The organism is Variovorax sp. UMC13, assembly GCF_014170375.1.
In the GTDB taxonomy this organism is placed as follows: Bacteria; Pseudomonadota; Gammaproteobacteria; order Burkholderiales; family Burkholderiaceae_C; genus Variovorax.
On record NZ_LZZW01000040.1, the window covers coordinates 124,163 to 145,975 of the forward strand.

At 70.2% G+C, this 21,813-nt stretch carries 24 protein-coding genes; 13 read left to right on the top strand and 11 right to left on the bottom strand.

The genetic code is table 11. The annotated features are described in order from the left end of the window. Positions 1 to 51 precede the first annotated feature (51 nt). The gene (locus A9977_RS32685) at positions 52 to 540 is read left to right on the top strand and encodes an Lrp/AsnC family transcriptional regulator (protein WP_183028990.1); all 489 of its coding nucleotides are present in this window, start codon (positions 52 to 54) and stop codon (positions 538 to 540) included. On the opposite strand, the gene glmU is transcribed toward A9977_RS32685, so the two are convergent. Continuing rightward, entirely contained in the window at positions 541 to 1,965 is a 1,425-nt protein-coding gene (gene glmU, locus A9977_RS32690) for a bifunctional UDP-N-acetylglucosamine diphosphorylase/glucosamine-1-phosphate N-acetyltransferase GlmU (protein WP_259652256.1), read from the bottom strand. It lies immediately after the preceding gene. Between the two features lie 167 nt (positions 1,966 to 2,132). Between glmU and A9977_RS32695 the strand changes: the two genes are divergently transcribed. Then, entirely contained in the window at positions 2,133 to 3,065 is a 933-nt protein-coding gene (locus tag A9977_RS32695; RefSeq protein WP_183028991.1) for a hypothetical protein, read from the top strand. Positions 3,066 to 3,075: 10 nt separating this feature from the next. On the opposite strand, the gene A9977_RS32700 is transcribed toward A9977_RS32695, so the two are convergent. Continuing rightward, the gene (locus tag A9977_RS32700) at positions 3,076 to 4,368 is read right to left on the bottom strand and encodes a hypothetical protein (protein ID WP_183028992.1); all 1,293 of its coding nucleotides are present in this window, start codon (positions 4,366 to 4,368) and stop codon (positions 3,076 to 3,078) included. 133 nt (positions 4,369 to 4,501) lie between these two features. Then, on the bottom strand, positions 4,502 to 5,203 hold the full coding sequence (locus A9977_RS32705) for a Crp/Fnr family transcriptional regulator (protein WP_259652257.1): 702 nt from the start codon (positions 5,201 to 5,203) through the stop codon (positions 4,502 to 4,504). 160 nt (positions 5,204 to 5,363) lie between these two features. On the opposite strand from A9977_RS32705, the gene A9977_RS32710 reads away from it, so the two are divergent. Then, entirely contained in the window at positions 5,364 to 5,771 is a 408-nt protein-coding gene (locus A9977_RS32710) for a BLUF domain-containing protein (RefSeq protein ID WP_183028994.1), read from the top strand. 27 nt (positions 5,772 to 5,798) lie between these two features. Here the strand turns inward: A9977_RS32710 and A9977_RS32715 are convergent, their stop codons facing one another. Then, positions 5,799 to 6,110 (bottom strand): DUF2917 domain-containing protein, encoded by a 312-nt coding sequence (locus tag A9977_RS32715; RefSeq protein WP_183028995.1) that lies wholly within the window; start codon positions 6,108 to 6,110, stop codon positions 5,799 to 5,801. Positions 6,111 to 6,238: 128 nt separating this feature from the next. Here A9977_RS32715 and A9977_RS32720 point away from each other — a divergent pair, with 128 nt between their 5' ends. Next, positions 6,239 to 7,222, top strand: coding sequence for a LysR substrate-binding domain-containing protein (locus tag A9977_RS32720; protein ID WP_183028996.1), 984 nt, complete (start codon positions 6,239 to 6,241; stop codon positions 7,220 to 7,222). A 115-nt stretch (positions 7,223 to 7,337) separates the two neighbouring features. Here the strand turns inward: A9977_RS32720 and A9977_RS32725 are convergent, their stop codons facing one another. Next, a complete protein-coding gene (locus A9977_RS32725; RefSeq protein WP_183028997.1) occupies positions 7,338 to 7,967 on the bottom strand; it encodes a 5-formyltetrahydrofolate cyclo-ligase in 630 nt (209 codons plus the stop codon). A 9-nt stretch (positions 7,968 to 7,976) separates the two neighbouring features. Between A9977_RS32725 and A9977_RS32730 the strand changes: the two genes are divergently transcribed. From A9977_RS32730 to A9977_RS32745, 4 genes are all read left to right on the top strand, one after another. After that, positions 7,977 to 9,974: a lytic transglycosylase domain-containing protein gene (locus A9977_RS32730; protein WP_183028998.1), complete on the top strand. Its 1,998-nt coding sequence runs from the start codon at positions 7,977 to 7,979 to the stop codon at positions 9,972 to 9,974. An 18-nt stretch (positions 9,975 to 9,992) separates the two neighbouring features. Beyond that, the gene (locus tag A9977_RS32735; RefSeq protein ID WP_183028999.1) at positions 9,993 to 10,637 is read left to right on the top strand and encodes a mechanosensitive ion channel family protein; all 645 of its coding nucleotides are present in this window, start codon (positions 9,993 to 9,995) and stop codon (positions 10,635 to 10,637) included. Between the two features lie 91 nt (positions 10,638 to 10,728). Beyond that, positions 10,729 to 11,286 (top strand): MgtC/SapB family protein, encoded by a 558-nt coding sequence (locus A9977_RS32740; RefSeq protein WP_183029000.1) that lies wholly within the window; start codon positions 10,729 to 10,731, stop codon positions 11,284 to 11,286. 84 nt (positions 11,287 to 11,370) lie between these two features. Further along, entirely contained in the window at positions 11,371 to 12,060 is a 690-nt protein-coding gene (locus tag A9977_RS32745) for a glutathione S-transferase family protein (protein ID WP_183029001.1), read from the top strand. 69 nt (positions 12,061 to 12,129) lie between these two features. Here the strand turns inward: A9977_RS32745 and A9977_RS32750 are convergent, their stop codons facing one another. Next, positions 12,130 to 12,855, bottom strand: a complete 726-nt coding sequence (locus tag A9977_RS32750) for an OmpW family protein (RefSeq protein ID WP_183029002.1) — start codon at positions 12,853 to 12,855, stop codon at positions 12,130 to 12,132. A 119-nt stretch (positions 12,856 to 12,974) separates the two neighbouring features. Between A9977_RS32750 and A9977_RS32755 the strand changes: the two genes are divergently transcribed. From A9977_RS32755 to otsA, 3 genes are all read left to right on the top strand, one after another. Then, positions 12,975 to 14,234 (top strand): multifunctional CCA addition/repair protein, encoded by a 1,260-nt coding sequence (locus A9977_RS32755; protein ID WP_183029003.1) that lies wholly within the window; start codon positions 12,975 to 12,977, stop codon positions 14,232 to 14,234. A gap of 62 nt (positions 14,235 to 14,296) precedes the next feature. Beyond that, the gene (gene otsB / locus A9977_RS32760) at positions 14,297 to 15,052 is read left to right on the top strand and encodes a trehalose-phosphatase (RefSeq protein ID WP_183029004.1); all 756 of its coding nucleotides are present in this window, start codon (positions 14,297 to 14,299) and stop codon (positions 15,050 to 15,052) included. Beyond that, the gene (gene otsA / locus A9977_RS32765; RefSeq protein WP_183029005.1) at positions 15,049 to 16,434 is read left to right on the top strand and encodes an alpha,alpha-trehalose-phosphate synthase (UDP-forming); all 1,386 of its coding nucleotides are present in this window, start codon (positions 15,049 to 15,051) and stop codon (positions 16,432 to 16,434) included. Before otsB ends, otsA begins: the two co-directional genes overlap by 4 nt. Before the next feature lie 9 nt (positions 16,435 to 16,443). Here the strand turns inward: otsA and A9977_RS32770 are convergent, their stop codons facing one another. Next, positions 16,444 to 17,355, bottom strand: a complete 912-nt coding sequence (locus A9977_RS32770) for a LysR family transcriptional regulator (RefSeq protein WP_183029006.1) — start codon at positions 17,353 to 17,355, stop codon at positions 16,444 to 16,446. A 111-nt stretch (positions 17,356 to 17,466) separates the two neighbouring features. Here A9977_RS32770 and A9977_RS32775 point away from each other — a divergent pair, with 111 nt between their 5' ends. Next, positions 17,467 to 18,225: an SDR family NAD(P)-dependent oxidoreductase gene (locus A9977_RS32775; protein ID WP_183029007.1), complete on the top strand. Its 759-nt coding sequence runs from the start codon at positions 17,467 to 17,469 to the stop codon at positions 18,223 to 18,225. 6 nt (positions 18,226 to 18,231) lie between these two features. Here the strand turns inward: A9977_RS32775 and A9977_RS32780 are convergent, their stop codons facing one another. Genes A9977_RS32780 through hisN form a run of 3 tightly spaced genes read right to left on the bottom strand, consistent with a single transcriptional unit; the run spans position 18,232 to position 20,166 of the window. Next, entirely contained in the window at positions 18,232 to 19,161 is a 930-nt protein-coding gene (locus tag A9977_RS32780) for an ROK family protein (RefSeq protein WP_183029008.1), read from the bottom strand. 27 nt (positions 19,162 to 19,188) lie between these two features. After that, on the bottom strand, positions 19,189 to 19,383 hold the full coding sequence (locus tag A9977_RS32785; protein WP_183029009.1) for a DUF2905 domain-containing protein: 195 nt from the start codon (positions 19,381 to 19,383) through the stop codon (positions 19,189 to 19,191). Between the two features lie 9 nt (positions 19,384 to 19,392). Next, positions 19,393 to 20,166 carry a histidinol-phosphatase gene (gene hisN, locus A9977_RS32790; RefSeq protein ID WP_183029010.1) on the bottom strand — a complete coding sequence of 258 codons (774 nt, stop codon included), beginning with the start codon at positions 20,164 to 20,166 and terminating at the stop codon, positions 19,393 to 19,395. Between the two features lie 113 nt (positions 20,167 to 20,279). Here hisN and A9977_RS32795 point away from each other — a divergent pair, with 113 nt between their 5' ends. Further along, entirely contained in the window at positions 20,280 to 20,651 is a 372-nt protein-coding gene (locus tag A9977_RS32795; RefSeq protein ID WP_183029011.1) for a DUF5329 family protein, read from the top strand. A 17-nt stretch (positions 20,652 to 20,668) separates the two neighbouring features. Here A9977_RS32795 and A9977_RS32800 read toward each other — a convergent pair whose 3' ends face one another. After that, positions 20,669 to 21,766, bottom strand: a complete 1,098-nt coding sequence (locus tag A9977_RS32800; RefSeq protein ID WP_405054723.1) for a class I SAM-dependent methyltransferase — start codon at positions 21,764 to 21,766, stop codon at positions 20,669 to 20,671. Between the last annotated feature and the right edge of the window lie 47 nt (positions 21,767 to 21,813).

Here is a 21,813-nt window from a genome sequence, read left to right on the forward strand (position 1 = left end):
AAATTACCCCCAATCACAAAGGAGAAATTAACTTTCTCATTCAATTGAAAAATGGAAGAAATAACCCTTGATCTGATCGATCTGCGGCTGCTGGACGCGCTTCAGCAGGATGCGCTGCAGACCAACCAGGAGCTCGCGGGCAGCGTCCACATCTCGCCCCCCACCTGCATGCGCCGCGTCCAGCGGCTGCGCGCCGCCGGCATGATCGAGCGCCAGGTCGCCCTGCTCTCGGCCGACCGGCTCTCGCCGCTGCTGGGCCACGGCCTGCAGGTGCTGACCGAGATCTCGCTGGACCGCCAGGACGCCGCCTCGCTCGACGCCTTCGAGGCGCGCGCGGTCGCCGACGACGCGGTGCAGCAGTGCTGGCGCGTGTCGCCCGGGCCGGACTTCATCCTGGTGGTGATCGCGCGCGACATGCCCGACTACCACGCGCTGGCGCAGCGGCTGTTCAACGCCGACGCCAACGTGCGCAACGTCAAGGCCTTCTTCTCGGTCAAGCGCGCGAAGTTCGACCCGCGGCTGCCGCTGTTCCCGATCTAGCTAGCCCTTGTTCTTCAGCGGCCGCTGCCAGTTCGGAAAACTGGCCTGCCGCGCGCGCGCCACGGTCAGCGCGCCGGGCTCGGTGCTCTTGCTGATGGTCGAGCCGCCGCCCACGGTACCGCCCGCGCCGATGGTGACCGGCGCCACCAGCACGCAGTTGCTGCCGATGTGCACGTCGTCGCCGAGCACGGTGCGGTGCTTGTTCGCGCCGTCGTAGTTGGCGGTGATGCTGCCCGCGCCGTAGTTGACGCGCTCGCCCACCGTGGCGTCGCCCAGGTAGGCCAGGTGGTTGGCCTTGGCGCCGGCCGCCAGCGTCGAGTTCTTGACCTCGACGAAGTTGCCGATGTGCACCTCGGCGCCCAACTGCGCGCCGGGGCGCAGCCGCGCGAAGGGGCCGATGCGCGCATCGGGCCCGACGCTCACGCCGGCCTTCTCGCCGTCGATGTGGGTGAAGGGATGGATCACCGTGCCGGCCTCGATGCGGGCGTTGGCGATCACGCAGTGGGCGCCGATGCGCACGCCGTCGCCCAGCGACACCGTGCCCTCGAAGACGCAGTTGACGTCGATCTCGACGTCGCTGCCGCAGGCGAGCGTGCCGCGCAGGTCGAAGCGCGCGGGGTCGGCCAGCCGCACGCCGGCGGTCATCAGCGCATCGGCCTGCCGCAGCTGCAGCACGCGCTCGAGCGCCGCGAGCTGGGCCGGGCTGTTGATGCCGGCGACCTGCGCCGCGTCGTCGATGCGGTGCGCCACCACCGGCACGCCGTCGCCGGTGGCGAAGCCCACGATGTCGGTCAGGTAGTACTCGCCCTGGGCGTTGCGGTTGTCCAGGCGCGCCAGCCAGGGCTTGAGCAGCCGCGCCGGCACGGCCATGATGCCGCTGTAGACCTCGCGCACGGCGCGCTGCGCCTCGCTGGCGTCCTTCTGCTCGACGATCGCCAGCACCTGGCCCGAATCGGGCGCGCGAAGGATGCGGCCGTAGCCGGTGGGGTCGTCGAATTCGATGGTCAGCAAGGCCAGGCGTTCGCCGGCGCTGGCCGCGACCAGCGCCTGCAGCGCGGCCTCGCCGATCAGCGGGACGTCGCCCGACAGCACCAGCACCGTGCCGTCGTCGGGCAGGCTGGGCATGGCCTGCTGCACGGCGTGCCCGGTGCCCAGCTGCGGCATCTGGCGCGCGAAGCGCGGCGCCATGGCGGTGAAATCGGCGCCGATGGCGGCCTCGACCGCCTCGGCGCCATGGCCGGTCACGACCACGACGTGGCGCGCGCCCAGTTGGGCGGCGGTGTCGAGCACCCGTGCCACCAGGGCCCGGCCGCCCAGGCGGTGCAGCACCTTCGGACGCGCACTCTTCATGCGGGTGCCCTTGCCGGCAGCCATCACCACGACGTCGACAGCCGTCGTGTGCTGCTCGGTTTGCGCTTTGTTCATGCTTCTTGCTTCTCTGGTGTTCGGTCGGGCCGGATTATCGGCCGTGGCAGATGTCCATTTCGTCACAGTCTGGCGTCCGCAACTGCACAATCGCGCGGCGCGTCGGGAAAAGAAACAAGAGAACTAAAACTTTTGATTACACTTCGCGCGCCACAACCCCAAGCTTCATGAAAATTTCTCTCTGCACGCTGTTCGAAGGGAACTACCACTTCGGGGTTGCCGCACTCTCCAACTCGCTGGTCGCCGCCGGTTTCTCCGGCGTGCTGTGGGCGGGCTACCGGGGCGCGCTGCCGGCCTGGCTCACCGGCTCGCCGTCGTACGACGCGGCCACGGCCACCTACCAGGTCAGCCCCGACTTCCAGCTGCGCATGGTGCTGCTCAACACGCCGGTGCACTTCACCTACTACAAGCCGACCTTCGTGCGCGACGTGTTCGAGAAGTACGCACCCGACAGCGACACGGTGGCCTACATCGACCCCGACATCGTGATGAAGTGCGACTGGCCCTCCTTCTGCGGCTGGTTCACCGACGACGCCCTCTCGCTGGCCGAAGACGTCAACTGGGCCTTTCCGTCGCGCCACCCGAAGCGGCTGCTCTGGAGCGCCTTCTTCGCCCAGCACGGCATCGCGTCGACCCGGCCGATCGAGCGCTACTACAACGCCGGCTTCATCGGCGTGCCGCGCCAGCACGTCGATTTCCTGGTGCTCTGGGAGCGCCTGTGCAGCCTGGTGCTCGACTACAACCAGGGCGTCAAGCACCTGAAGGCCGGCGGCTCGGCCGCGCTCTTCCATTCGACCGACCAGGATGCGTTGAACTTCGCGCTGACCGCGCACGAGGCGACGCTCAACACCGCGGGCCCCGACGCGATGGACTTCACCGCCGGCGGCTACTACCTGTCGCATGCGATCGGCTCGCCCAAGCCCTGGAACACGCCGCACATCCGCAACGCGATCGGCGGCCAGTCGCCCTCGGTCGCGACCAAGGCCTACTTCCAGCACATCGAGGGTCCGATCCGGGCCTTCTCGGACGCCGAGATCAAGCGCCATCGCTTCGCGCTGCGCCTGGCGTCGGCCATCGGCCGGGTCTACCAGCGCCGCTGAGGCGGCCCGCTCAGGCCGGCGACACGGCTTCGGTGCGCCACTCGCGCCAGCAGGCCAGCAGCAGGCTGTACTGGAAGACGAAGCTGGCGGCGCTGCTGGCCAGGCCGAAGCCCAGCACCGACTTCAGGTCGCTGATGCCGACCAGCCACAGGTACAGCACCTGCGTGACCAGGGTCGCGACGATGCTGAAGCTCTGGCGGGCCGTGGCGCCGCGCACCGTCAGCGTCCGGAAGGCGAAGCCCGCGGCGTTGCCGAGCAGCGACGACAGGAACATCATCCAGACCAGCGGCGTCATGCTGCGGTACTGCTCGCCCAGCAGCAGGATCCAGTACTGCGGGAACAGCAGCGAGGTCAGGAAGGTGCAGCCCATGGCCAGCAGGTAGAGGCCGTGGATCTGGGCCAGCACCCGCACGAAGCGCGGACCCGCGGGCGCCCGGGCGATGGCGGGGAACAGCAGCACGTTCGCCACCCGGTCGACCACCACCAGCGCCATCGCCAGGCGGCCGAAGGCCCCCACCTCGGCCACCATGTTGGCGGTGCCGAAGAGGGACACGATGAACACCGTGACCACACCCTGCACCTGGTAGAACACGGCCGGCAGCACCAGCGGCTTGGCGATGCGCAGGATCTCGCCGTCGACCCGCCGGGCATCGTCGGCGCCCAGGCGATGGGTGCCGATGCCCTGCTGGTGGAAATGGCGCCCGTAGAGCATCAGCGCCACCAGGCTGGCGCCCGCGGTCGCGGTGATCAGGCCGGCGGTCGAATAGGCGGTCATGGGCAGCAGCAGCACCGCCGCCACCAGCGCGATGCGCACCCCGTAGGAGGCGAAGGTGATGCGGTTGAGCGTCGAGATCTGCGCCAGGATCAGCAGCACGGTGGTGGCGTAGTGCTCGCGCAGCTGCACCAGCACCACGCCCAGGACCAGCACCGAGGCCAGCCAGTAGCCCGGGCCGGTCCAGCCGTGCTGGCGCGAGGTGAAGTACCAGTACGGCACGATGATCAGCAGCCCGGCCGAGAGCAGCACCCAGCGCTTGTGGAACACATGGTGACAGGCCGCCACCACCCATGGCACGTCGCGGTTGCGCTGGCCCACCACCGGCAGGCAGCAGTGCGCCAGGCCCAGGTCGGTGATGCCCATCATCAGCGTGGTGCAGGCGATGAGGAAGGTGTAGGCGGCGTACTGCTCCTTGGGCAGCACGTTCACGATGAGCAGGCCGGCGATGCCGCTCAGGATCACGCCGAAGGACTCGACGCCGCCGACCATGAAGATCTGGCGCAGACGCTGGCGGGACAAAAGCTTCACGGGACGATGGCTGGGAGCGGGAGAAGTGAAAGGCTCGGCACGGCGGCGGGCGCCGGCCGGAAAGGGAGCCCCGACGATACGCGATGGCGCGCCCGGCGGCACATGCGCGCCGCCGCCGGTCGTGACACAGGTCTCAAATCAGCGGCACGCGCCGCAGCGGCCGCTCGAAATAGTCGCCCAGCGTTTCCAGCGCATGCGGCTCCAGGATGCGCAGCCAGCCGGCGTCGAGCTTGTGCAGGCCCAGGCGCTGCAGCCGCCGCAGCGTCTTGTTGGTGTGCACCAGCGACAGCCCCAGCGCATCGGCGATGTGCTGCTGGTTGAAGGGAAAGGGCACCCAGCCGTCGCGCACCATGCCCAGGCGTTCGGCGCGCCGGTAGAGGTGCATCAGCAGCATCGCCACCCGCTCGCCCGCATTGCGCCGGCCGGCGGTCACGAGGTTGTCGTCGACCATCTTCTCCTCGCGGGCGGCGAGCCAGGTGATGTCGTAGCCCAGCTTGGGCTGGGCATGGAACACGTCCCAGAGCCCGTCGCGCTCGAACACGCAGAAACTCGCCTCGCTGGCGGCCTCGACGCCATGGGTCTGGCCCTCGGCGAACTCGTCCTGCAGGCCGATGAAATCGCCCGGCAGCAGGAAGCTCAGGATCTGGCGGCGGCCGTCGCTGAGCGTCTTGTAGCGGAAAGCCCAGCCGCTGTAGAGCGTGAACAGCTGCGGGCTGCGCAGGTGCTCCTGGACCAGCGCCTGGCCGGCCGCGACCGTGCGGGTGCCGACGCGGAAGTCCTCGATGGTCCGCAGCTCCTCCGGCGAAGCCTGCAGAAAGGCCGGATGACGGCGCAAGGCGCAGGCATCGCAGGGTCTCTCGCCGCGCGCAGGCGGAGACGCGGAGGGTGCGTTTTCATCCAATTTCACGCCCGCACTATAGGCGCGTGGACTGTGTCTTTTGACATTTCGTTGCGCCGCCGGGCTGCCTACACTCCGCACGCCCTGCGCCCCCGCTATGTCCACGACCGAACCGCTTCTCCACGAACTTCTCTATTGCAGCGTCCTCGCGCAGAACCAGATGCCGACCGTGGTGGGCCAGATCGTGGCGCAGGCCCGCCGGCACAACACCGAGCGCGGCATCACCGGCCTGCTGGTGTTCGACGGGATTCATTTCTGCCAGCACATCGAGGGGCCGCGCGAGGCCGTCCTGGCCCTGCTCGAACGCCTGCGGCAGGACCCGCGCCACACCGGGCTGCGGGTGGTCTATGAGGGGTCGCGCACCGAGCGCCGCTATCGGCGCTTCGACCTGGGCTTTGCCCAGAGCGACGCCGACGACGACATGGCGGGCATCCAGGCTCTCGAGGGGAGCGCCGCGCTGGAGCGCTTCCTGGCACTGAAGCCCGGCTTCGACATCCACGGCTGAGGCCGCGCCAGGCGGCCCGCCGGGATGTCAGGCGGCGTCCCAGCTGTAGGTGGCGCCGAAGCCGTCCCACGGCTCCATCACCACGCGCTGGCCCGAGGCCACCTTGAGCGTCTCGCCCGGCGCCAGCACCAGGTCCTCGGTGGCCTGCTGGACGGTGGCGTCGCGCGTGACCCAGATCCGGCCCTGGCGCACGCTCAGCACGCTGTCGCCCTGCGCCTTCAGGCTCAGGGCCTGGCCGGCGGCCAGTTGCCAGGCGCCGCGGCGCACGGCGGGCGGCACGGCGGCCTGGGACGGCAGGGACAGGGAAGAGAGCGATGGCGAGGTGCAGACGGCGGACATGGTGGACTCCTGGGGGGCTGTTTCTCCAAGGCGCAGATTGCGCGCTTCGGGAATGAATCATCTGCTTCCCCGCATTGGCGGTCCAATGAAATGGAAGTACGCTACTGATTCCCATATCGCATCAATCCATGCAGCACTCCCAGACCCATCTGCGCACCCGGCCGATCTCCGCCGGCCACCTCCGGGCCTTCGAGGCGGTGGCGCGCCACCTCAATTTCCGCGCAGCCGCCGAGGAGATGGCGCTCACGCAATCGGCCGTCAGCCGGCAGATCCAGGCGATGGAGGAAGAGGTCGGTGTGGCGCTGTTCCTGCGCCACACGCGGGCGGTCGAGCTGACCGGCGCCGGGGCGCAGCTGCTGCTGGCGGTGCAGCAGTCGCTGCCGCGCATCGACGGCGCGGTGCGCCAGATCCGCCAGAGCGCGGGGCGCAAGAGCGTGTCGCTCACGACTTTTGCGTCTTTCGCATCGATGTGGCTGATCCCGCGGCTCGAGGCCTTCCAGCGCGACAACCCCGAGATCGACATCCGCATCGATGCCAGCGACACCGCGGTCGACCTCGAGGTGGCCGACGTCGACATGGCGCTGCGCTACGCGCCGCCCGAGAACATGCCGCGCGAGGCGATCCGGCTGTTCGGCGAGACGCTCACGCCGGTGGCCAGCCCCTGGCTGATCAAGAGCCGGCCGCCGATCAAGTCACCGGCCGACCTGGCCGGCTTCACCTTGATCGAGGCCGGCGACGCCCACCGCACGCACCTCGAATGGCTGACCTGGCGCCGCTGGTTCGAGGAACACGGCCAGAGCCGGGCGCAGCCCAAGCGCTGGCTCTACTTCAACTACGCCTACCAGATGGTGCAGGCCGCGCTCACCGGCCAGGGCCTGGTGCTGGCCCGCAGTTCGCTGATCGCCGAAAGCCTGGCCAACGGCGACCTGGTGGAGGTGCTGCCCCAGCACCGGCTGGATTCCCCCATGGCCTACTGGCTCATGGTCGGCCCGCGCAACGCGCTGCGCCCCGAGGTCTCGGCCTTCTGCGACTGGCTGCAGCAGCAGGCCGCCACCACCCGCGCCACCATCGGCGAAGTGCCCGACCCCGACACCATCGACTACCTGGACTGAGGCCTCGCCGTTTCAGGCCAGGGACACCGCGGAACCGGCTTTGCCGGGCCGCCGGTGTCGCCCCCGGACGGGGGAAGGCGAAGCGACACGCAGTGCGCGAGCCCTCGGGGGCGAGTCAGCTGATCGGCCAGACCACGCCGTTGTCGTTCAGGATGGCATCCAGCGGCACGTCGTGCGCCTCGGGCTCCAGGTTCTCCAGGAAGCCGTCGGTGAAGCCCAGGCCCACGGTGAAGGGCCGCGGCTCCAGCGCGGCCAGCGTGCGGTCGTAGAAGCCGCCGCCGTAGCCCAGCCGGTAGCCGCCGGCGCTGTAGCCCAGGCAGGGCACGAACAGCAGCGTCGGCACGATCAGCTCGGTGTCCTTGGGCTTGGGGATGTCGTAGGCATCGTTCTCCATCGGGCAGCCGGGGTACCACGAGTGGAAGGTCAGCGTCTTGTGGTCGCGGTTGACCACCGGCAGGCCGATCCGGCGCCGGTGCGGCTCGTCGATCAGTTCGCCGTCCTCCTTCCAGCGGTGCAGCGCCGGCAAGGGGTCGAATTCGCCCTTGATCGGCCAGTAGGCGCCGATCACGGTGTCGGGCCGTCCGACCAGCCAGATCCGCATCACGCGCTGCAAAAGATCGGAGCGCTGTAGGCGGTCCGGCATCCCCAGGCGTTGCTCGATCAGCGCGGTCCGAAGCTGCGCTTTGAGAAAAGCAGCCGTTTCCTTGCGGCCTTCCGCCGCGTTTCCATCGTGTGCCTTGTCCATAATCCCCCGATGCAAGTTCCTGGCATTCTGGCACCCCGGCGCCACCTCCTCGGTGCATTCGCTCTCGCGATCGCATCCTTCCTCCAACCTGCGTGCGCACAGAACGCCAACGACGACGTGCTCGTCCAGATGAAACAGGCGTTCCAGCGCGGCGACAAGGCCCGCCTCGCGGCCCTGTTGCCGCAGGCCCGCGGCCATGCGCTCGAGCCCTGGGCCGCCTACTGGGAGCTCAAGGCGCGCCTGGACGACGCCAGCCCGCAGGAAGTGCAGGATTTCCTCTCGCGCTACGCGGGCAGCTACCAGGAAGACCGGCTGCGCAACGACTGGCTGCTGCTGCTGGGCAAGCGCCGCGACTGGGACGGCTTCGCCCCGATGTACGCGGGCTTCCGCATGCGCGACGACGTGCAGGTGCGCTGCTACGCGGTGCTGGCCGACATGCAGCGCACGGGCGGTGTCACCAAGGCCCAGGTCGAGGAGGTGCGCGAGGGCTGGCTGCGCCAGCGCGAGGCCGACGACGGCTGCCTGACCGCCGCCGGCCAGCTGCTGGCCGCGCGCCAGCTCTCGCCCGACGTTGCCTGGAAGAAGGCGCGGCTGGCCATCGAAGCCAACCGCCCGCAGCCCGCGCGCGACGCCATCGGCCTGGTCGAGCCCGAGGCGCTGCCGATGTTCGCCCAGGTCAACGCCAGCGCGCCCAAGTTCCTGACCGGCGCGGTGATGGCCGCCTCCAAGGCGCGCAAGGAAATGGTGGTGCTGGCGCTGATCAAGACCGCCATCGCCGACCCCGACGTGGCCGCCGCCCAGCTCGAAGGCAAGTGGAGCCCGATGCTGAGCGCCGAGGAGCGCAACTGGGTCTGGGGCGCGATCGGCCGCCAGTCGGCCGGCAAGCTCTCGCCGCAGGCCAACCTCTACTTCGCCAACGTGACGAAGAACAGCGACCTGTCCGACGACATGCTGGGCTGGAAGGTGCGCGCCGCGCTGCGCAGCGGCCAGTGGAAGGACGTGAACGCCTCGGTCACGGCCATGAGCGAGGCCGCGCAGGCCGACCCGACCTGGGTCTACTGGCGCGCCCGCGCGCTCAACGCGATGGGCGGCGACGAGCGCAAGGCGCAGGCCCGCACGCTGCTGGAAACCATCGCCGGCACCCGCGGCTTCTACGAGCTGCTGGCGCTGGAAGACCTGGGCCAGCGCGCCGTGGTGCCGACCAAGCCGGCCCCGCTGACCGCCGAGGAGAAGCAGACCGCGCGCAACAACCCCTCGCTGGCGCGCGGGCTCTACGCGATCGCGATCGGCCTGCGGCCCGAGGGCGTGCGCGAGTGGAACTACGCCACCAACCTGCACGACGCCGGCGGCCTGGGCGACCGCGAGCTGCTGGCCGCGGCCGACCTGGCCTGCCAGCGCGAGGTCTGGGACCGCTGCATCAACACCAGCGAGCGCACCAAGGGCGCGATCGACATCGACCAGCGCTTCCCCATGCCCTTCCACGACACGGTGCTGCGCAAGAGCCAGGACATCGGCCTCGACCCGGCCTACGTCTACGGCCTGATCCGCCAGGAAAGCCGCTTCATCATGGACGCGCGCTCGGGCGTCGGCGCCTCGGGCCTGATGCAGGTGATGCCGGCCACCGCCAAGTGGACCGCCAACAAGATCGGCCTGACCGGCTTCACGCCCAGCCAGATCAACGAACGCGAGACCAACATCACCATCGGCACCGCCTATCTCAAGCTGGCGCTCGACGACTTCGACGGCTCGATGGCCATGGCCGCGGCCGCCTACAACGCCGGCCCGGGCCGGCCGCGCAACTGGCGCAACGGGCCGGTGCTCGATGCCGCGATCTGGGCCGAGAACGTGCCCTTCGCGGAAACGCGCGACTACGTGAAGAAGGTGCTGGCCAACACCACCAACTACGCGGCCATCATCAGTGGCCAGCCGCAATCGCTCAAGAGCCGGCTGGGCCGCGTGGGCCCGCGCAACGCAGGCGAGCCCGACCCCAGCAAGGACCTGCCCTGACCCGCGCCCGCTGACGACATGAACCGATCGCTGCAGAACCTGCGCGCCAGCCTGCCCGACTGGGTGCTCGAATGGCTGGAAATCATCGTCCCCGCGGTGCAGGTCGCGCTGATCCTGCTGGGCGCCTGGCTGCTCTACCGCATCGTCCGGCGCCTGATCCGGCGCGTCACCACCGGCTATGCGCTGCCCAACGAAGTGGCGGTGGTCTCGCGCCGGCTCGCGGGCTTCCTGATCTACGGCGGCGCCATCCTCTGGAGCCTGGGGCGCATCGGTGTCTCGGGCACGGTGCTCTGGACCGCCTTCACCGGCTTCGCGGCCGTCGGCGCGGTGGCCTTCTTCGCCGCCTGGAGCGTGCTGTCGAACATCTTCTGCGCGCTGCTGATCTTCACCACGCGCATGTTCCGGCTCGACGACCTGGTCGAGGTGCTGGAGAACGGCGAGAAGCCCGGCCTCAAGGGCCGTGTGCTGGACATCAACCTGGTCTACACCACGCTGGAGGAAAGCGGCAGCGCCGAGGCCGGCACCACGCTGAAGATCCCCAACAGCCTGTTCTTCCAGCGCTCGGTGCGGCGCTGGCACGGCCACCTGCCCGCGTTGCCGGCCCACGTCGGCATCGCCCTGGCGCACGAGACGCCGCCCGCGGCCCCCGCCACGCGCCTCTGAGCGTCCCGCGCGAAAAGGGCACCAGCCTACAGGCCGGGAGCCCCTGCCGCGCCACACTGTCGGGCTCAGCAACTGCCCGGCACACACGACCATGGACTGGTGGAACGACGTCACTGCGGTGATCGCCTCGGAGTTCTCCGATGTCCCCGACCTCGCGCAGTTCGTGCGCATCCTGGTGCGGCTGCTGCTCGCCTCCGTCCTCGGCTTCATGCTCGGCTTCGAGCGCGAACAGCACGGCAAGGCGGCCGGGGTGCGCACCCACATGCTGGTGGCCATCGGCTCGGCGATGTTCGTGCTGATCCCGCAGCAGACCGGCATCCTGCCGGCCGACATGAGCCGCGTGATCCAGGGCCTGGTGGCGGGCGTGGGTTTCCTCTGCGCCGGCACCATCCTCAAGTCGGGCCGCGACGAACAGCAGGTGCAGGGCCTGACCACCGCGGCCGGCCTCTGGCTGACTGCCGCCATCGGCATGGCCTGCGGCCTGGGACGCGAGGTGACGGCGGTGCTGAGCACGCTGCTGGCCCTGGTCGTGCTGGGCCTGGTGCCGCGCATCGTGACCCTGCTGGGCCGGGTGCCGGGCTTCCGGCCGGCCACCGAGCTGTCGCAGACCCTGCTGTCGAAGGACCCCGGCCCGCCGCCGTCGCGCTGAACGCATCAGTGGCGCCGCGCTTGGGCATCAATCGAACGGCGCGGCGGCGCTAGCATGGCGTCTTTTGCTCGCGGAAGAATCGCCATGCTCCAGCTCTACATCGGCAACAAGAACTACTCCTCGTGGTCCATGCGACCCTGGGTGCTGATGACCCAGGCCGGCATCCCCTTCGAGGAGGTGATGGTCCGCTTCGGCGACGATTTTTCCGAGCCCGGTTCGCAGTTCAAGAAGGTGGTGCAGCCGCTCAACCCCGCAGGCACCGTGCCTTTCCTGGTCGACGGCGGCACCGTGGTGTCCGACACCCTGGCCATCGCCGAGTACCTGGCCGAATCCTTCCCCGACAAGGCCCTGTGGCCCGCGGACAAGGCACGGCGGGCCGAGGCGCGCAGCGCCTGCGCTGAGATGCACGCGGGTTTCCGCGCCATCCGCAACCACTGCGGCATGAACGTCGAGGCCGACCTGGCATCGCAGGGCCGGCTGCTGATGCGCGACCGCGCCGACGTGCGCGGCGAACTGGCGCGATTGGTGCAACTGTGGGGTGGCCTGCTGGCCCGCCACGGCGGCCCGATGCTGTTCGGCGAGTTCAGCATCGCCGACGCCTACTACGCGCCCATGGCTTCGCGCCTCAAGACCTATGCGCTGCCGGTGCCGCCCGAGGTCGCGGCCTATGTGGAACGCGTGCACGCGCTGCCGGGCGTCAAGGCCTGGACCGACGCGGCGCTCGAGGAACACCAGTTCGTGGTGGTGGACGAACCCTACCGGCTGCGCGATTGACGCCGCTTCGCGCCCCATGAAAAACGCCGCGCATCGCGCGGCGTTTTTCATGTGTGACAGCAACGAAGATCAGAAACGGTAGGTGGCCGACAGGTAGGTCACGATCGGGTCCAGCTTCAGGCGCGCCTCGCTGGTCGCGACGGTGGTGCCGCCCGCGGTGCGCGTGGTGAGCTTGGCCGTGGTCTTGAGCGGAATGTACGAGACCGAAAAAGACACGCCCCAGTGCTTGTCGAACTGCCAGGCCGCGCCGAGGTTGAACACCGGCGCGAAGGACTTGTCGAGCTTGGCGCTGGTGCTGGTGGCCCCCGGCGGCAGGCCCAGGCGGCCGCCCAGCGCCCCCTGCAGGCCGGGCGTGAGGCTGACGTCGCTGTACCAGACATAGGTCGCGCCCAGGCCCAGGAAGGGGCGGAAGGCATCGTTGCCATTGCCGAAGTAGTACTTGGCCAGCAGCGTCGGGCTCCATTGCTTGGCATCGCCCAGCTTGCCGATGGGTGCCAGCGAGCCTTCCCCCTGCAGGTTGAACTTCGGCGGCACGCCGAACACGCCTTCGACGGCCCAGCGGCTGTCGATGAAATACACCGCGCTCAGGCCCAGGGTGTTCGAGCTGTCCACACCGGACCCGGAGCCCGGCACCACCGCGTTGATCGGCGAGGTGAAGGTGAGCGGCTTGCTCGAATCCTGCGGCGCGAAGTGCAGCCAGCCGGCGCCGAGCACCCAGTCGCCCGCGTTCTGGGCCAGGGCGCTGCCCGATCCCAGAACGGACAGGGCCGCGAGGGCATACATTGTTTTCTTCATTTGACGAATAGCCTCCATGGATTGCCGCCGGCACGCCGCGGGGTTCCGCTGACCGGCTTCGGCAGCTTAACGAACGATCGTGCTTTTTTCACCAAGGGATTCTCCCTACACTTGGACACATGAAGACTTTCCTCGTCGGCGGCGCGATCCGCGATGCGCTGCTGGGCCGCTCCGGGAGCGATCGCGACTGGGTGGTGGTGGGCGCCACTCCCGAACAGATGGGCGCGCTGGGCTACCTGCCGGTCGGCCGCGACTTCCCCGTGTTCCTGCACCCGCGCACGCGCGAGGAGTACGCGCTGGCGCGCACCGAACGCAAGAGCGCGCCGGGCTACCGAGGCTTCGTCGTGCATGCGGCGCCCGACGTCACGCTGGAACAGGACCTGGCCCGGCGCGACCTGACGGTCAACGCGATCGCCCTGCCCGCCGACCGCGCGGGCGCCGAGGCCCCCGATGCGGCCGACCTGGTCGACCCCTTCCATGGCCAGCGGGACCTGCAAGACAAGGTGCTGCGCCACGTCACCGAGGCCTTCCGCGAGGACCCGGTGCGCATCCTGCGCGTGGCGCGCTTCGCGGCCCGCTTCGCCGATTTCGGCATCGCGCCCGACACGCTGGCGCTGATGCGCGAGATGGTGGCCGCCGGCGAGGTCGATGCGCTGGTGCCCGAGCGCGTCTGGCAGGAGCTGTCGCGCGGCCTGATGGAAGCCAGGCCCTCGCGCATGTTCGAGGTGCTGCGCGACTGCGGCGCGCTGGCCGTGCTGCTGCCCGAGGTCGACCGCCTCTGGGGCGTGCCACAGCCGGAAGCCCATCACCCGGAGATCGACACCGGCCTGCACCTGATGATGGTGCTCGACATGGCGGCCCGACTGGAGGCACCGCTGCCGGTGCGCTTCGCCTGCCTGGTGCACGACCTGGGCAAGGGCACGACGCGCGCCGACGTGCTGCCGCGCCACATCGGCCACGAGCAGCGCAGCGTCAAGCTGCTGCAGGCGGTCTGCGAGCGCTGGCGCGTGCCGGTCGAGCTGCGCGAGCTGGCCGAGGTGGTGGCGCGCGAGCACGGCAACATCCACCGCAGCGCCGAACTGGGCGCGGCCGCGCTGATGCGGCTGCTGGAGCGCTGCGACGCGCTGCGCAAGCCCGAGCGCTTCGCGCAGGTGCTGCAGGCCTGCGAATGCGACGCGCGCGGCCGGCGGGGCTTCGAGGAGCGGCCCTACCCCCAGCGCGAGCGCCTGCAGGCGGTGCTGGACGCCGCGCTGGCGGTGGCCACGCGCCCGATCGCGCAGGCCGCGGCGGCTGCGGGCGCCACCGGGCCGGCGATCGGCGAGGCGGTGGCGCGCGCGCGCACGGCCGCCATCGCCGCGTGGCTCCAGGGCTCGAACTGAGGCCAGGGTCGCGGCTTTGGCCGACGCGGCGCGGCGCAGCGCACTGCTAAGGTGACAGACCGATGCAGACGCCTCCAAGACTCACCCCCGACGCCGCCCTCTTCCTCGACTTCGACGGGACGCTCGTGGCCCTCGCCGAAACGCCCGAGGCCATCGAGGTCCCCCCCGCCCTCGTCGCCCTGCTCACCGACCTGCACGAGCTGCTGGGCGGTGCGCTGGCCATCGTCTCGGGCCGGCAGATCGATGCGATCGACCGTTTTCTCGCGCCGCTGCGCCTGCCGGCCGCCGGCGAGCACGGCGTGCAGCGCCGCGATGCCGAAGGCCACATGCAGGAGCAGCGCGCGCCCGACCTGGGCTTCGTGCTCGAGGCCTGCAACGAGCTCGCGGGCGCGCACCCCGGGCTGCTGGTGGAGCGCAAGCATGCGGCGATCGCGCTGCACTACCGCATGGCGCCCGACCTGGAAGCCGTCTGCCGCGAGGCCATGGTCCGCGTGCTCGACGGCCAGCCGCAGCTGGAGCTGCTGCACGGCAAGTTCGTGTTCGAGGTCAAGCCCGCGGGCATCAACAAGGGCATCGCCATCGACGCCTTCCTGCACGAAGCCCCCTTCACCGGCCGGGTGCCGGTGTTCGCGGGCGACGACACCACCGACGAGAGCGGCTTCGCCATCGTGCAGCCGCGCGGCGGCATCGCGATCAAGGTCGGCTCCGGCCCCACGCAGGCGCTGCACCGGCTCGACTCCACGCTGGCGGTCTACGAGTGGCTGCTCGAGGCGCGCGACCTGCTGGCCAACGGACCGCGCCCGGAGGTCAAGCCATGAGCCGCCTGGTCGTGATCTCCAACCGCGTGGCCGATCCGCGCAAGCCCGCCGCCGGCGGCCTGGCGGTGGCGCTGGGCGAATCGCTGCAGCAGACCGGCGGCCTGTGGTTCGGCTGGAGCGGCACCATCGTCGAGGACGGCCCGACCGGCGAAGGCGAGCTGCACAAGCAGCAGGCCGGCAAGGTCACGCTGGCCACCATCGACCTGAGCCGCGAAGACCACGACAGCTACTACGCCGGCTACAGCAACGACGTGCTCTGGCCGGTGTTCCACAACCGCCTGGACCTGGCCAACTTCGACGCCGGCTTCATCGGCGGCTACCGCCGCGTGAACCAGCTGTTCGCACGCAAGCTGATGCCGCTGCTGCAGGAAGACGACATCATCTGGGTGCACGACTACCACCTGATCCCGCTGGCGGCCGAACTGCGCGCCATGGGCTGCAGGCAGCGCATCGGCTTCTTCCTGCACATCCCGCTGCCGCCGCAGATCATCATGGCGGCGATCCCGCAGCACGAGTGGCTCGCGCGTTCGCTGTTCGCCTACGACCTGATCGGCTTCCAGTCCAACCAGGACGTGCAGCATTTCGCGCACTACGTGAAGAACGAGGCCCGGGGCGAAGCGCTGGCCGACGACATGTACCGCGCCTACGGCCAGACCGTGCGCTGCACCGCCTTCCCGATCGGCATCGACGTCGACGAGTTCGCGGCGCTCACGCACGCCAAGGAATCGCGCGACATGTACGAGACCATGAAGCGCGAGTACGCGAGCCGCCGGCTGCTGCTGGGCATCGACCGGCTCGACTACTCCAAGGGCATCCCGCACCGGGTGCGCGCCTTCCGCGAGCTGCTGGCCAACTACCCCGAGAACCGCCGCAGCGCCACGCTGATCCAGATCGCCTCGCCCACGCGCGAATCGGTCGACGCCTATGCCGACATCCGGCGCGAGCTCGAGTCGCTGTGCGGCGCGATCAACGGCGACTACGGCGAGCTCGACTGGATGCCGGTGCGCTACATCCACCGCATGGTGGCGCGCAAGCGCGTGCCGGGCCTGTGCCGCGCCGCGGCCGTGGGGCTGGTGACGCCGCTGCGCGACGGCATGAACCTGGTGGCCAAGGAGTACGTGGCGGCGCAGGATCCGGCCGATCCGGGCGTGCTGGTGCTGTCGCGCTTCGCGGGCGCGGCCGAGCAGATGAAGGAAGCGCTGCTGGTCAACCCCTACGACGTGCACGGCACGGCCGAGACCGTGCAGCAGGCGCTGCAGATGCCGCTGGACGAACGCCGCGCGCGCCACCAGAAGCTGCTGCAGCGCATCCGCGAGCACGACGTGCACTGGTGGCGCCGCACCTTCCTCGACACGCTCGGCGCCATGCCCCAGGTGCGCTGAACGCGGCGTTCAGGGCTTGCCGGCCAGGAAGGGCTCGAGCACCTCGTCCATCCACGCCATCAGCGCCTGCACCCGCTTCGACAGCTGGCGCCGGTGCGGATAGAGCAGCGACACCGGCATCGGCGGCGCATCGAAGCCGGACAGCACCCGCACCAGCCGGCCCGCGTCGATCAGCGGCTGCATGCCCATGACCGGCGCCTGGATCAGGCCCAGGCCGGCCAGGCAGGCCGACTGGTAGGCATCGCTGCTGGTCACCGTGAGCGTGCTCGGCATGGCCAGCGTCCGGTAGCGGCCCTCTTCCTCGTATTCCCACAGCGCCGGCCCGGCGCCCAGCCCCGGCGCGTAGCGCACCAGCCGGTGCGCGGCCAGGTCGGCGAGCGTGCGCGGCGTGCCGTGCAGCGCGAGGTAGGCCGGACTGGCGACGTTGACCTGCGCCAGCTCGCCGAGCCGGCGCGCCACCAGATCGGAGGCGTCGAGCGTGCCCACGCGCAGCACGCAGTCGAAGCCCTCGTGCACCAGGTCGACCCGGCGGTCGGTGGTGCTCAGTTCGAGTTCCACCTGCGGATGCGCGGCCAGGAAGGCGGGCAGCCGCGGCATCAGCACCGCCTGCGCCATGCCGATCGGCACGTCGACCCGCAGCCGGCCGCGCAGGGCGCCGGGCGTGCGCTGGAACAGCGACTGCAGCTCGTCCGCGTCGGCCAGCAGCAGCAGGCAGCGCTCGCGGAACTGCTCGCCGTCGGCCGTCAGTCGCACCGTGCGCGTGGTGCGGTGCAGGAGCCGCGTGCCCAGTTCGGCCTCCAGCTGCTGCACCGTGGTCGAGACCCGGGCCTTGGGCATGCCCAGCTGCTCGGCGGCGCGGGTGAAGCTCGCCAGTTCGGCGACCTTGACGAAGGTGCGCCGCGCGCTGAGGTCCATGCTCATGGCCTCATTGTTCTCCACATCTGAACAGTTCGGTCTTTTCCTGGGGATTTATCGCTGGACTGTCTTTTCCTAAAGTCCATTCCATCGATCACTTCCCCTTCAGGACAGACCATGAACGCACCCATCGCCCTCATCACCGGCGCCAGCCGCGGCCTTGGCAGGAACACCGCCCAGCACCTGGCCCGCCAGGGCTCCGACCTGATCCTGACCTACCGCAGCGGCGCCGACGAAGCGCAGCAGCTGGTGGGCGAGATCGAGGCGCTGGGCCGCCGCGCGGTGGCGCTGCCGCTGGACGTCGCGCAGAGCGCCAGCTTCCCGGCCTTCGCCGCGCAGGTGAAGGCGGCGCTGGCCCGCACCTGGGAGCGCCGGACCTTCGACCACCTGGTGAACAACGCCGGCATCGGCACGCACGCGGCCTTCGCCGACACCACCGAAACGCAGTTCGACTCGCTGGTCGACGTCCATTTCAAAGGGCCCTTCTTCCTGACTCAGGCGCTGCTGCCGCTGCTCGCGGACGGCGGGCGCATCGTCAACGTCTCGAGCGGCCTGGCCCGTTTCACGCTGCCCGGCTCCTCGGCCTATGCGTCGATGAAGGGCGCGATCGAGGTGCTGACGCGCTACCTCGCGAAGGAGCTGGGGCCGCGCGGCATCGCGGTCAACGTGGTGGCGCCGGGCGCGATCGAGACCGACTTCAGCGGCGGCATGGTGCGCGACAACCCGCAGCTCAACGCCATGATCGCCAGCCAGACGGCGCTGGGCCGCGTCGGCCTGCCCGACGACATCGGCGGCGCCATTTCGCTGCTGCTGCAGCCGGGCAACGGCTGGATCAACGGCCAGCGCATCGAGGCGTCGGGCGGGATGTTCTTGTAGACCGACTCAGTCGACCAGCGCCAGCGCCGCGTAGTCGCCGACCTTGTCGCCCAGCCCGGCCGACAGCAGCCGCACGCCGCGCGTCAGCGGCAGCAGCCGGCCGTCGAGTTCGGCCTGCAGCCGCGGCAGCAGGAATTCGCGGTTGTGCCAGTACACGCTGCCGCCCAGGCTGATGGCCTGCAGGTCCAGCGTGGCCACCAGGTTGTAGAGCATGCGGCCCATCACGCGGCACAGCGCGTCGGTGCGCTGCAGCGCCTGCGGCTCGCCGGCCACGGCGGCGGCGAACAGCTCGGCCGCGGGCTGGGTGAAGCGCCGTTCGACCGAGTTGCCGGCGATCAGGCCCTCGACGTCGCCCACGTTGCCGCAGCCGCACAGCGCGTCGTGGTTGTCGTCGTCCGAGACGAAGGTGTGGCCCGCGTGGCCGGCGTTGCCGTTCTTGCCGCGCAGGGCGCGGCCGTCGACGCACAGGCCCACGCCCACGCCGGTGCTCCAGGTGACGTAGGCGCAGTGGTCCATGCCCTGCAGTGCGCCCCAGCGGCGCTCGGCCTCGAGCGCCGCGACCGCGTCGTTCTCGACCCGCACGCGGGCGAAGCGCCGGCGCAGCGGGGCCTCGAGCACGGCGGTCATCCAGTCGTTGGGCAGGCCCCGCGCCGGGCCGGCCAGGCCGCCGCAGATGTTGGGGGTGGCGAGCTCGACGCAGCCGTCATGGAGCACGAAGGGGCCGGCCGAGGAGACGCCCACGCTGTCGATGGATGTCGCTGGCACGCCGAGCTCGGCGCAGGCCGCGTCGATCAGCCGCAGCACCTGCTGCGCGACCGCATCGTTGTCGCCGGTCTTGGCGGTCGGCTCGGTCCGGCGGGCCTGCAGCTGCTCGCTGCCGGCTTCGGCCAGGCTGACGGCGACCTTGGTGCCGCCGATGTCCACGCACGCTCTCATCTCGTCTCGTCCTTTTCTTCTCTGTGGTCAGATCAGTTTCGCCACCAGCGCGGCGATCATGCTCAGCAGCAGCGTGCTGGCGATCGGCAGCTGCCACTCGCGACCGAAGAGCCGGAACGCGAAATCGCCGGGCAGCCGCCCGAAGCCGAAGCGCCGAAGCCACGCCGTGAGCCCGCTCATGAGCACCAGCGCCAGCACCACGACGATCAGCCAGCGGATCATCGCGTCGCCTCAGGCCGCCAGCGCGGCCAGCGCCTGGCGGTGCAGTTCGGGCGTGGCCGCGGCCACCACCCGGCCGTTCGACCGCAGGCCCAGCGCACGCCCTTCCCAGTCGGTGATCACGCCGCCGGCCGCCTCGATCAGGCCGGCCGGGCCGAGGTAGTCGTAAGGCTGCAGGCCGGTCTCGACCACCAGGTCGATGGTGCCGCCGGCCAGCTGCGCATAGCCGTAGCAGTCGCCGCCGAAGCGGCGCATCGCGCAGCGCCGGCTCAGCGCGTCGAAGGCCTGCCAGTCGGCGGCGTCGAAGATGTCGGGCGAGGTGGTGACGATGCGCGCCTGGGCGATCTCGCTGCAGCCGCTCACGCGCACGGCCACGCCGTTGCGGTGGGCGCCCACGCCGGCCTGACCGACCCAGCGTTCGCCCAGCACCGGCATGTCGACCATGCCGAGCACGATGCGCTCGCCCTCGAGCACGCCGATCAGCGTGCCCCACAGCGGCGAGCCGGTGATGAAGCTGCGCGTCCCGTCGATCGGGTCGATCACCCAGACACGGCCGGCATCGAGCCGTTCCTGGCCGTGCTCCTCGCCGTAGATGCCGTCGTCCGGCAGCGCGGCGGCCAGCGCGGCGCGCATCGCGGTCTCGGCCGCGCGGTCGGCCAGCGTCACGGGGCTTTCGTCGGCCTTGGTGATGATGTCCAGCGGCGTGCGGAAATACGCCATCGATTGGGCCGCCGCCGCGTCGGCGAGGGCATGGGCAGTGCGGAGCAGGTCGGGCAGAGGACGCATGGGAGCAAAAAGACGGAAGCCGTGGCGGAAGGTCGATTAGACCCGAGCGCGTTTGACATGGCATGGCAGCCCTGTCTAGCATGGGCTCATCTCAGGTTCACGAAAGACACGGCATGGCATGGGTTCGATGGCTGAAGCGGCTGCTGCCCGCCGTGCTGCTGGCCTGCGCATCGCTTGCGCAGGCCACGCCCTCGGCCGACGAGCACGCCACGATCACCGCGCTGATCCAGCGCGTGGAGCAGATGACGACGATGAGTTTCATGCGCAACGGCACGGCCCACACCTCGGCCGAGGCGGCGCAGCACATGCAGGCGAAGTACGCCTACTTCAAGGAGAAGATCACCACCGCCGAGGACTTCATCGACCTCTGCGCCTCGCGCTCCGAGATGACCGGCAAGCCCTACAGGGTGAAGGTCGGCGATGCACCGCCGCGCGAGGCCGGCGAGTTCCTGCGGGAAGAACTGCGCAAGGTGCGCAACCGCTGAACGTCCCGCGGCTGCAGCTACAGCGTGTGGCTGCGGTCGCCCTCGGCGAAGCCCAGCGGCTCCCAGGCCTCGCCGGCGCCCAGCGCGATCACCTTGAACAGCTCGCCCATCTCGTGCTCGTGCACCAGGTGCGCGGCCAATGCGCGCTGCTGCACGCTGGCCTGGTCCGACAGCCCGAGCAACCCGCAGTTGATCAGGAAGCGCCCCTGGCTCGCATAGCCCAGCACCGACAGGCCCGCGTCCTGCGCGGCCAGCGCGATGCCGGTGAAATCGACATGCGCCGTGATGTCCTTGGCGCCCACCGCCACCAGCGGATCGCCGTCGGCCTGGTGGCTCTGGTGGCACATCACTGTGCCCATGTGGCGCTGCGGGTGGTAGTACTCCGATTCGGGAAAACCGTAGTCGATCAGGAAGGCCGCGCCCTGCGTGAGCCGGTCGGCCAGGGTGGCGACGAAGGCCTGCGCCTGCGGATGGATCTCGGTCAGGTAGTCGTGCTCGCCCTCGATGTCCAGCGGCGGCCGCAGCAGCGTCGGGCGGTCCTCCCAGGCCCAGCCGCCCTGCGCGCCCGCGACCACGCCGCGTTCGAACCAGCGGCCGCCGACGCGCGCCAGCAGCTGCACCGGCATCGCGTCGAGCACCTCGTTGCCCACCACCACGCCGCGCATCGTCGCCGGCAGTTCGCTGAGCCACTCGACCTTGGCCGCATGGCCGGCCAGCGTCTCCTGCTGGCGCGCGCGCAGCGAGCCCGACAGGTCGACGATGCGGTAGCGCGCGATCCGGTCGCCCAGCGTGTCGAGCAATTGCAGCGCCAGCGCGCCCGAGCCGGCGCCGAATTCCCAGACCTCGTCGGTGCCGGTCTTCTTGAGCGCCTCGTCCACCTGCACCGCGAGCGCCTGGCCGAACAGGGGCGTGAGCTCGGGCGCGGTCACGAAATCGCTGCCGGACGAGGGCATGTGGCCGAACTTGCGGCTGGCGTTGGCGTAGTAGCCCATGCCGGGCGCGTAGAGCGCCAGCGCCATGAAGCGGTCGAAGGGCAGCCAGCCGCCGGCGCGCTGAATGGCCTGGCCGATCAGGCGGTCGAGGGCGGTCGTTAAAATTGGAGGTGCGGTCTTCACGCCGCCGATTGTCTCCCGATGCCCCTGCCCCCTTCCACCGCCCCCTC

Coding starts and splice junctions, on each gene's coding strand:
- A9977_RS32685 (WP_183028990.1), top strand. CDS start 52: ATGGAAGAAATAACCCTTGATCTGATCGATCTGCGGCTGCTGGACGCG.
- glmU (WP_259652256.1), bottom strand. CDS start 1,965: ATGAACAAAGCGCAAACCGAGCAGCACACGACGGCTGTCGACGTCGTG.
- A9977_RS32695 (WP_183028991.1), top strand. CDS start 2,133: ATGAAAATTTCTCTCTGCACGCTGTTCGAAGGGAACTACCACTTCGGG.
- A9977_RS32710 (WP_183028994.1), top strand. CDS start 5,364: ATGTCCACGACCGAACCGCTTCTCCACGAACTTCTCTATTGCAGCGTC.
- A9977_RS32715 (WP_183028995.1), bottom strand. CDS start 6,110: ATGTCCGCCGTCTGCACCTCGCCATCGCTCTCTTCCCTGTCCCTGCCG.
- A9977_RS32720 (WP_183028996.1), top strand. CDS start 6,239: ATGCAGCACTCCCAGACCCATCTGCGCACCCGGCCGATCTCCGCCGGC.
- A9977_RS32725 (WP_183028997.1), bottom strand. CDS start 7,967: ATGGACAAGGCACACGATGGAAACGCGGCGGAAGGCCGCAAGGAAACG.
- A9977_RS32730 (WP_183028998.1), top strand. CDS start 7,977: ATGCAAGTTCCTGGCATTCTGGCACCCCGGCGCCACCTCCTCGGTGCA.
- A9977_RS32735 (WP_183028999.1), top strand. CDS start 9,993: ATGAACCGATCGCTGCAGAACCTGCGCGCCAGCCTGCCCGACTGGGTG.
- A9977_RS32740 (WP_183029000.1), top strand. CDS start 10,729: ATGGACTGGTGGAACGACGTCACTGCGGTGATCGCCTCGGAGTTCTCC.
- A9977_RS32745 (WP_183029001.1), top strand. CDS start 11,371: ATGCTCCAGCTCTACATCGGCAACAAGAACTACTCCTCGTGGTCCATG.
- A9977_RS32750 (WP_183029002.1), bottom strand. CDS start 12,855: ATGAAGAAAACAATGTATGCCCTCGCGGCCCTGTCCGTTCTGGGATCG.
- A9977_RS32755 (WP_183029003.1), top strand. CDS start 12,975: ATGAAGACTTTCCTCGTCGGCGGCGCGATCCGCGATGCGCTGCTGGGC.
- otsB (WP_183029004.1), top strand. CDS start 14,297: ATGCAGACGCCTCCAAGACTCACCCCCGACGCCGCCCTCTTCCTCGAC.
- otsA (WP_183029005.1), top strand. CDS start 15,049: ATGAGCCGCCTGGTCGTGATCTCCAACCGCGTGGCCGATCCGCGCAAG.
- A9977_RS32770 (WP_183029006.1), bottom strand. CDS start 17,355: ATGAGCATGGACCTCAGCGCGCGGCGCACCTTCGTCAAGGTCGCCGAA.
- A9977_RS32775 (WP_183029007.1), top strand. CDS start 17,467: ATGAACGCACCCATCGCCCTCATCACCGGCGCCAGCCGCGGCCTTGGC.
- A9977_RS32780 (WP_183029008.1), bottom strand. CDS start 19,161: ATGAGAGCGTGCGTGGACATCGGCGGCACCAAGGTCGCCGTCAGCCTG.
- A9977_RS32785 (WP_183029009.1), bottom strand. CDS start 19,383: ATGATCCGCTGGCTGATCGTCGTGGTGCTGGCGCTGGTGCTCATGAGC.
- hisN (WP_183029010.1), bottom strand. CDS start 20,166: ATGCGTCCTCTGCCCGACCTGCTCCGCACTGCCCATGCCCTCGCCGAC.
- A9977_RS32795 (WP_183029011.1), top strand. CDS start 20,280: ATGGCATGGGTTCGATGGCTGAAGCGGCTGCTGCCCGCCGTGCTGCTG.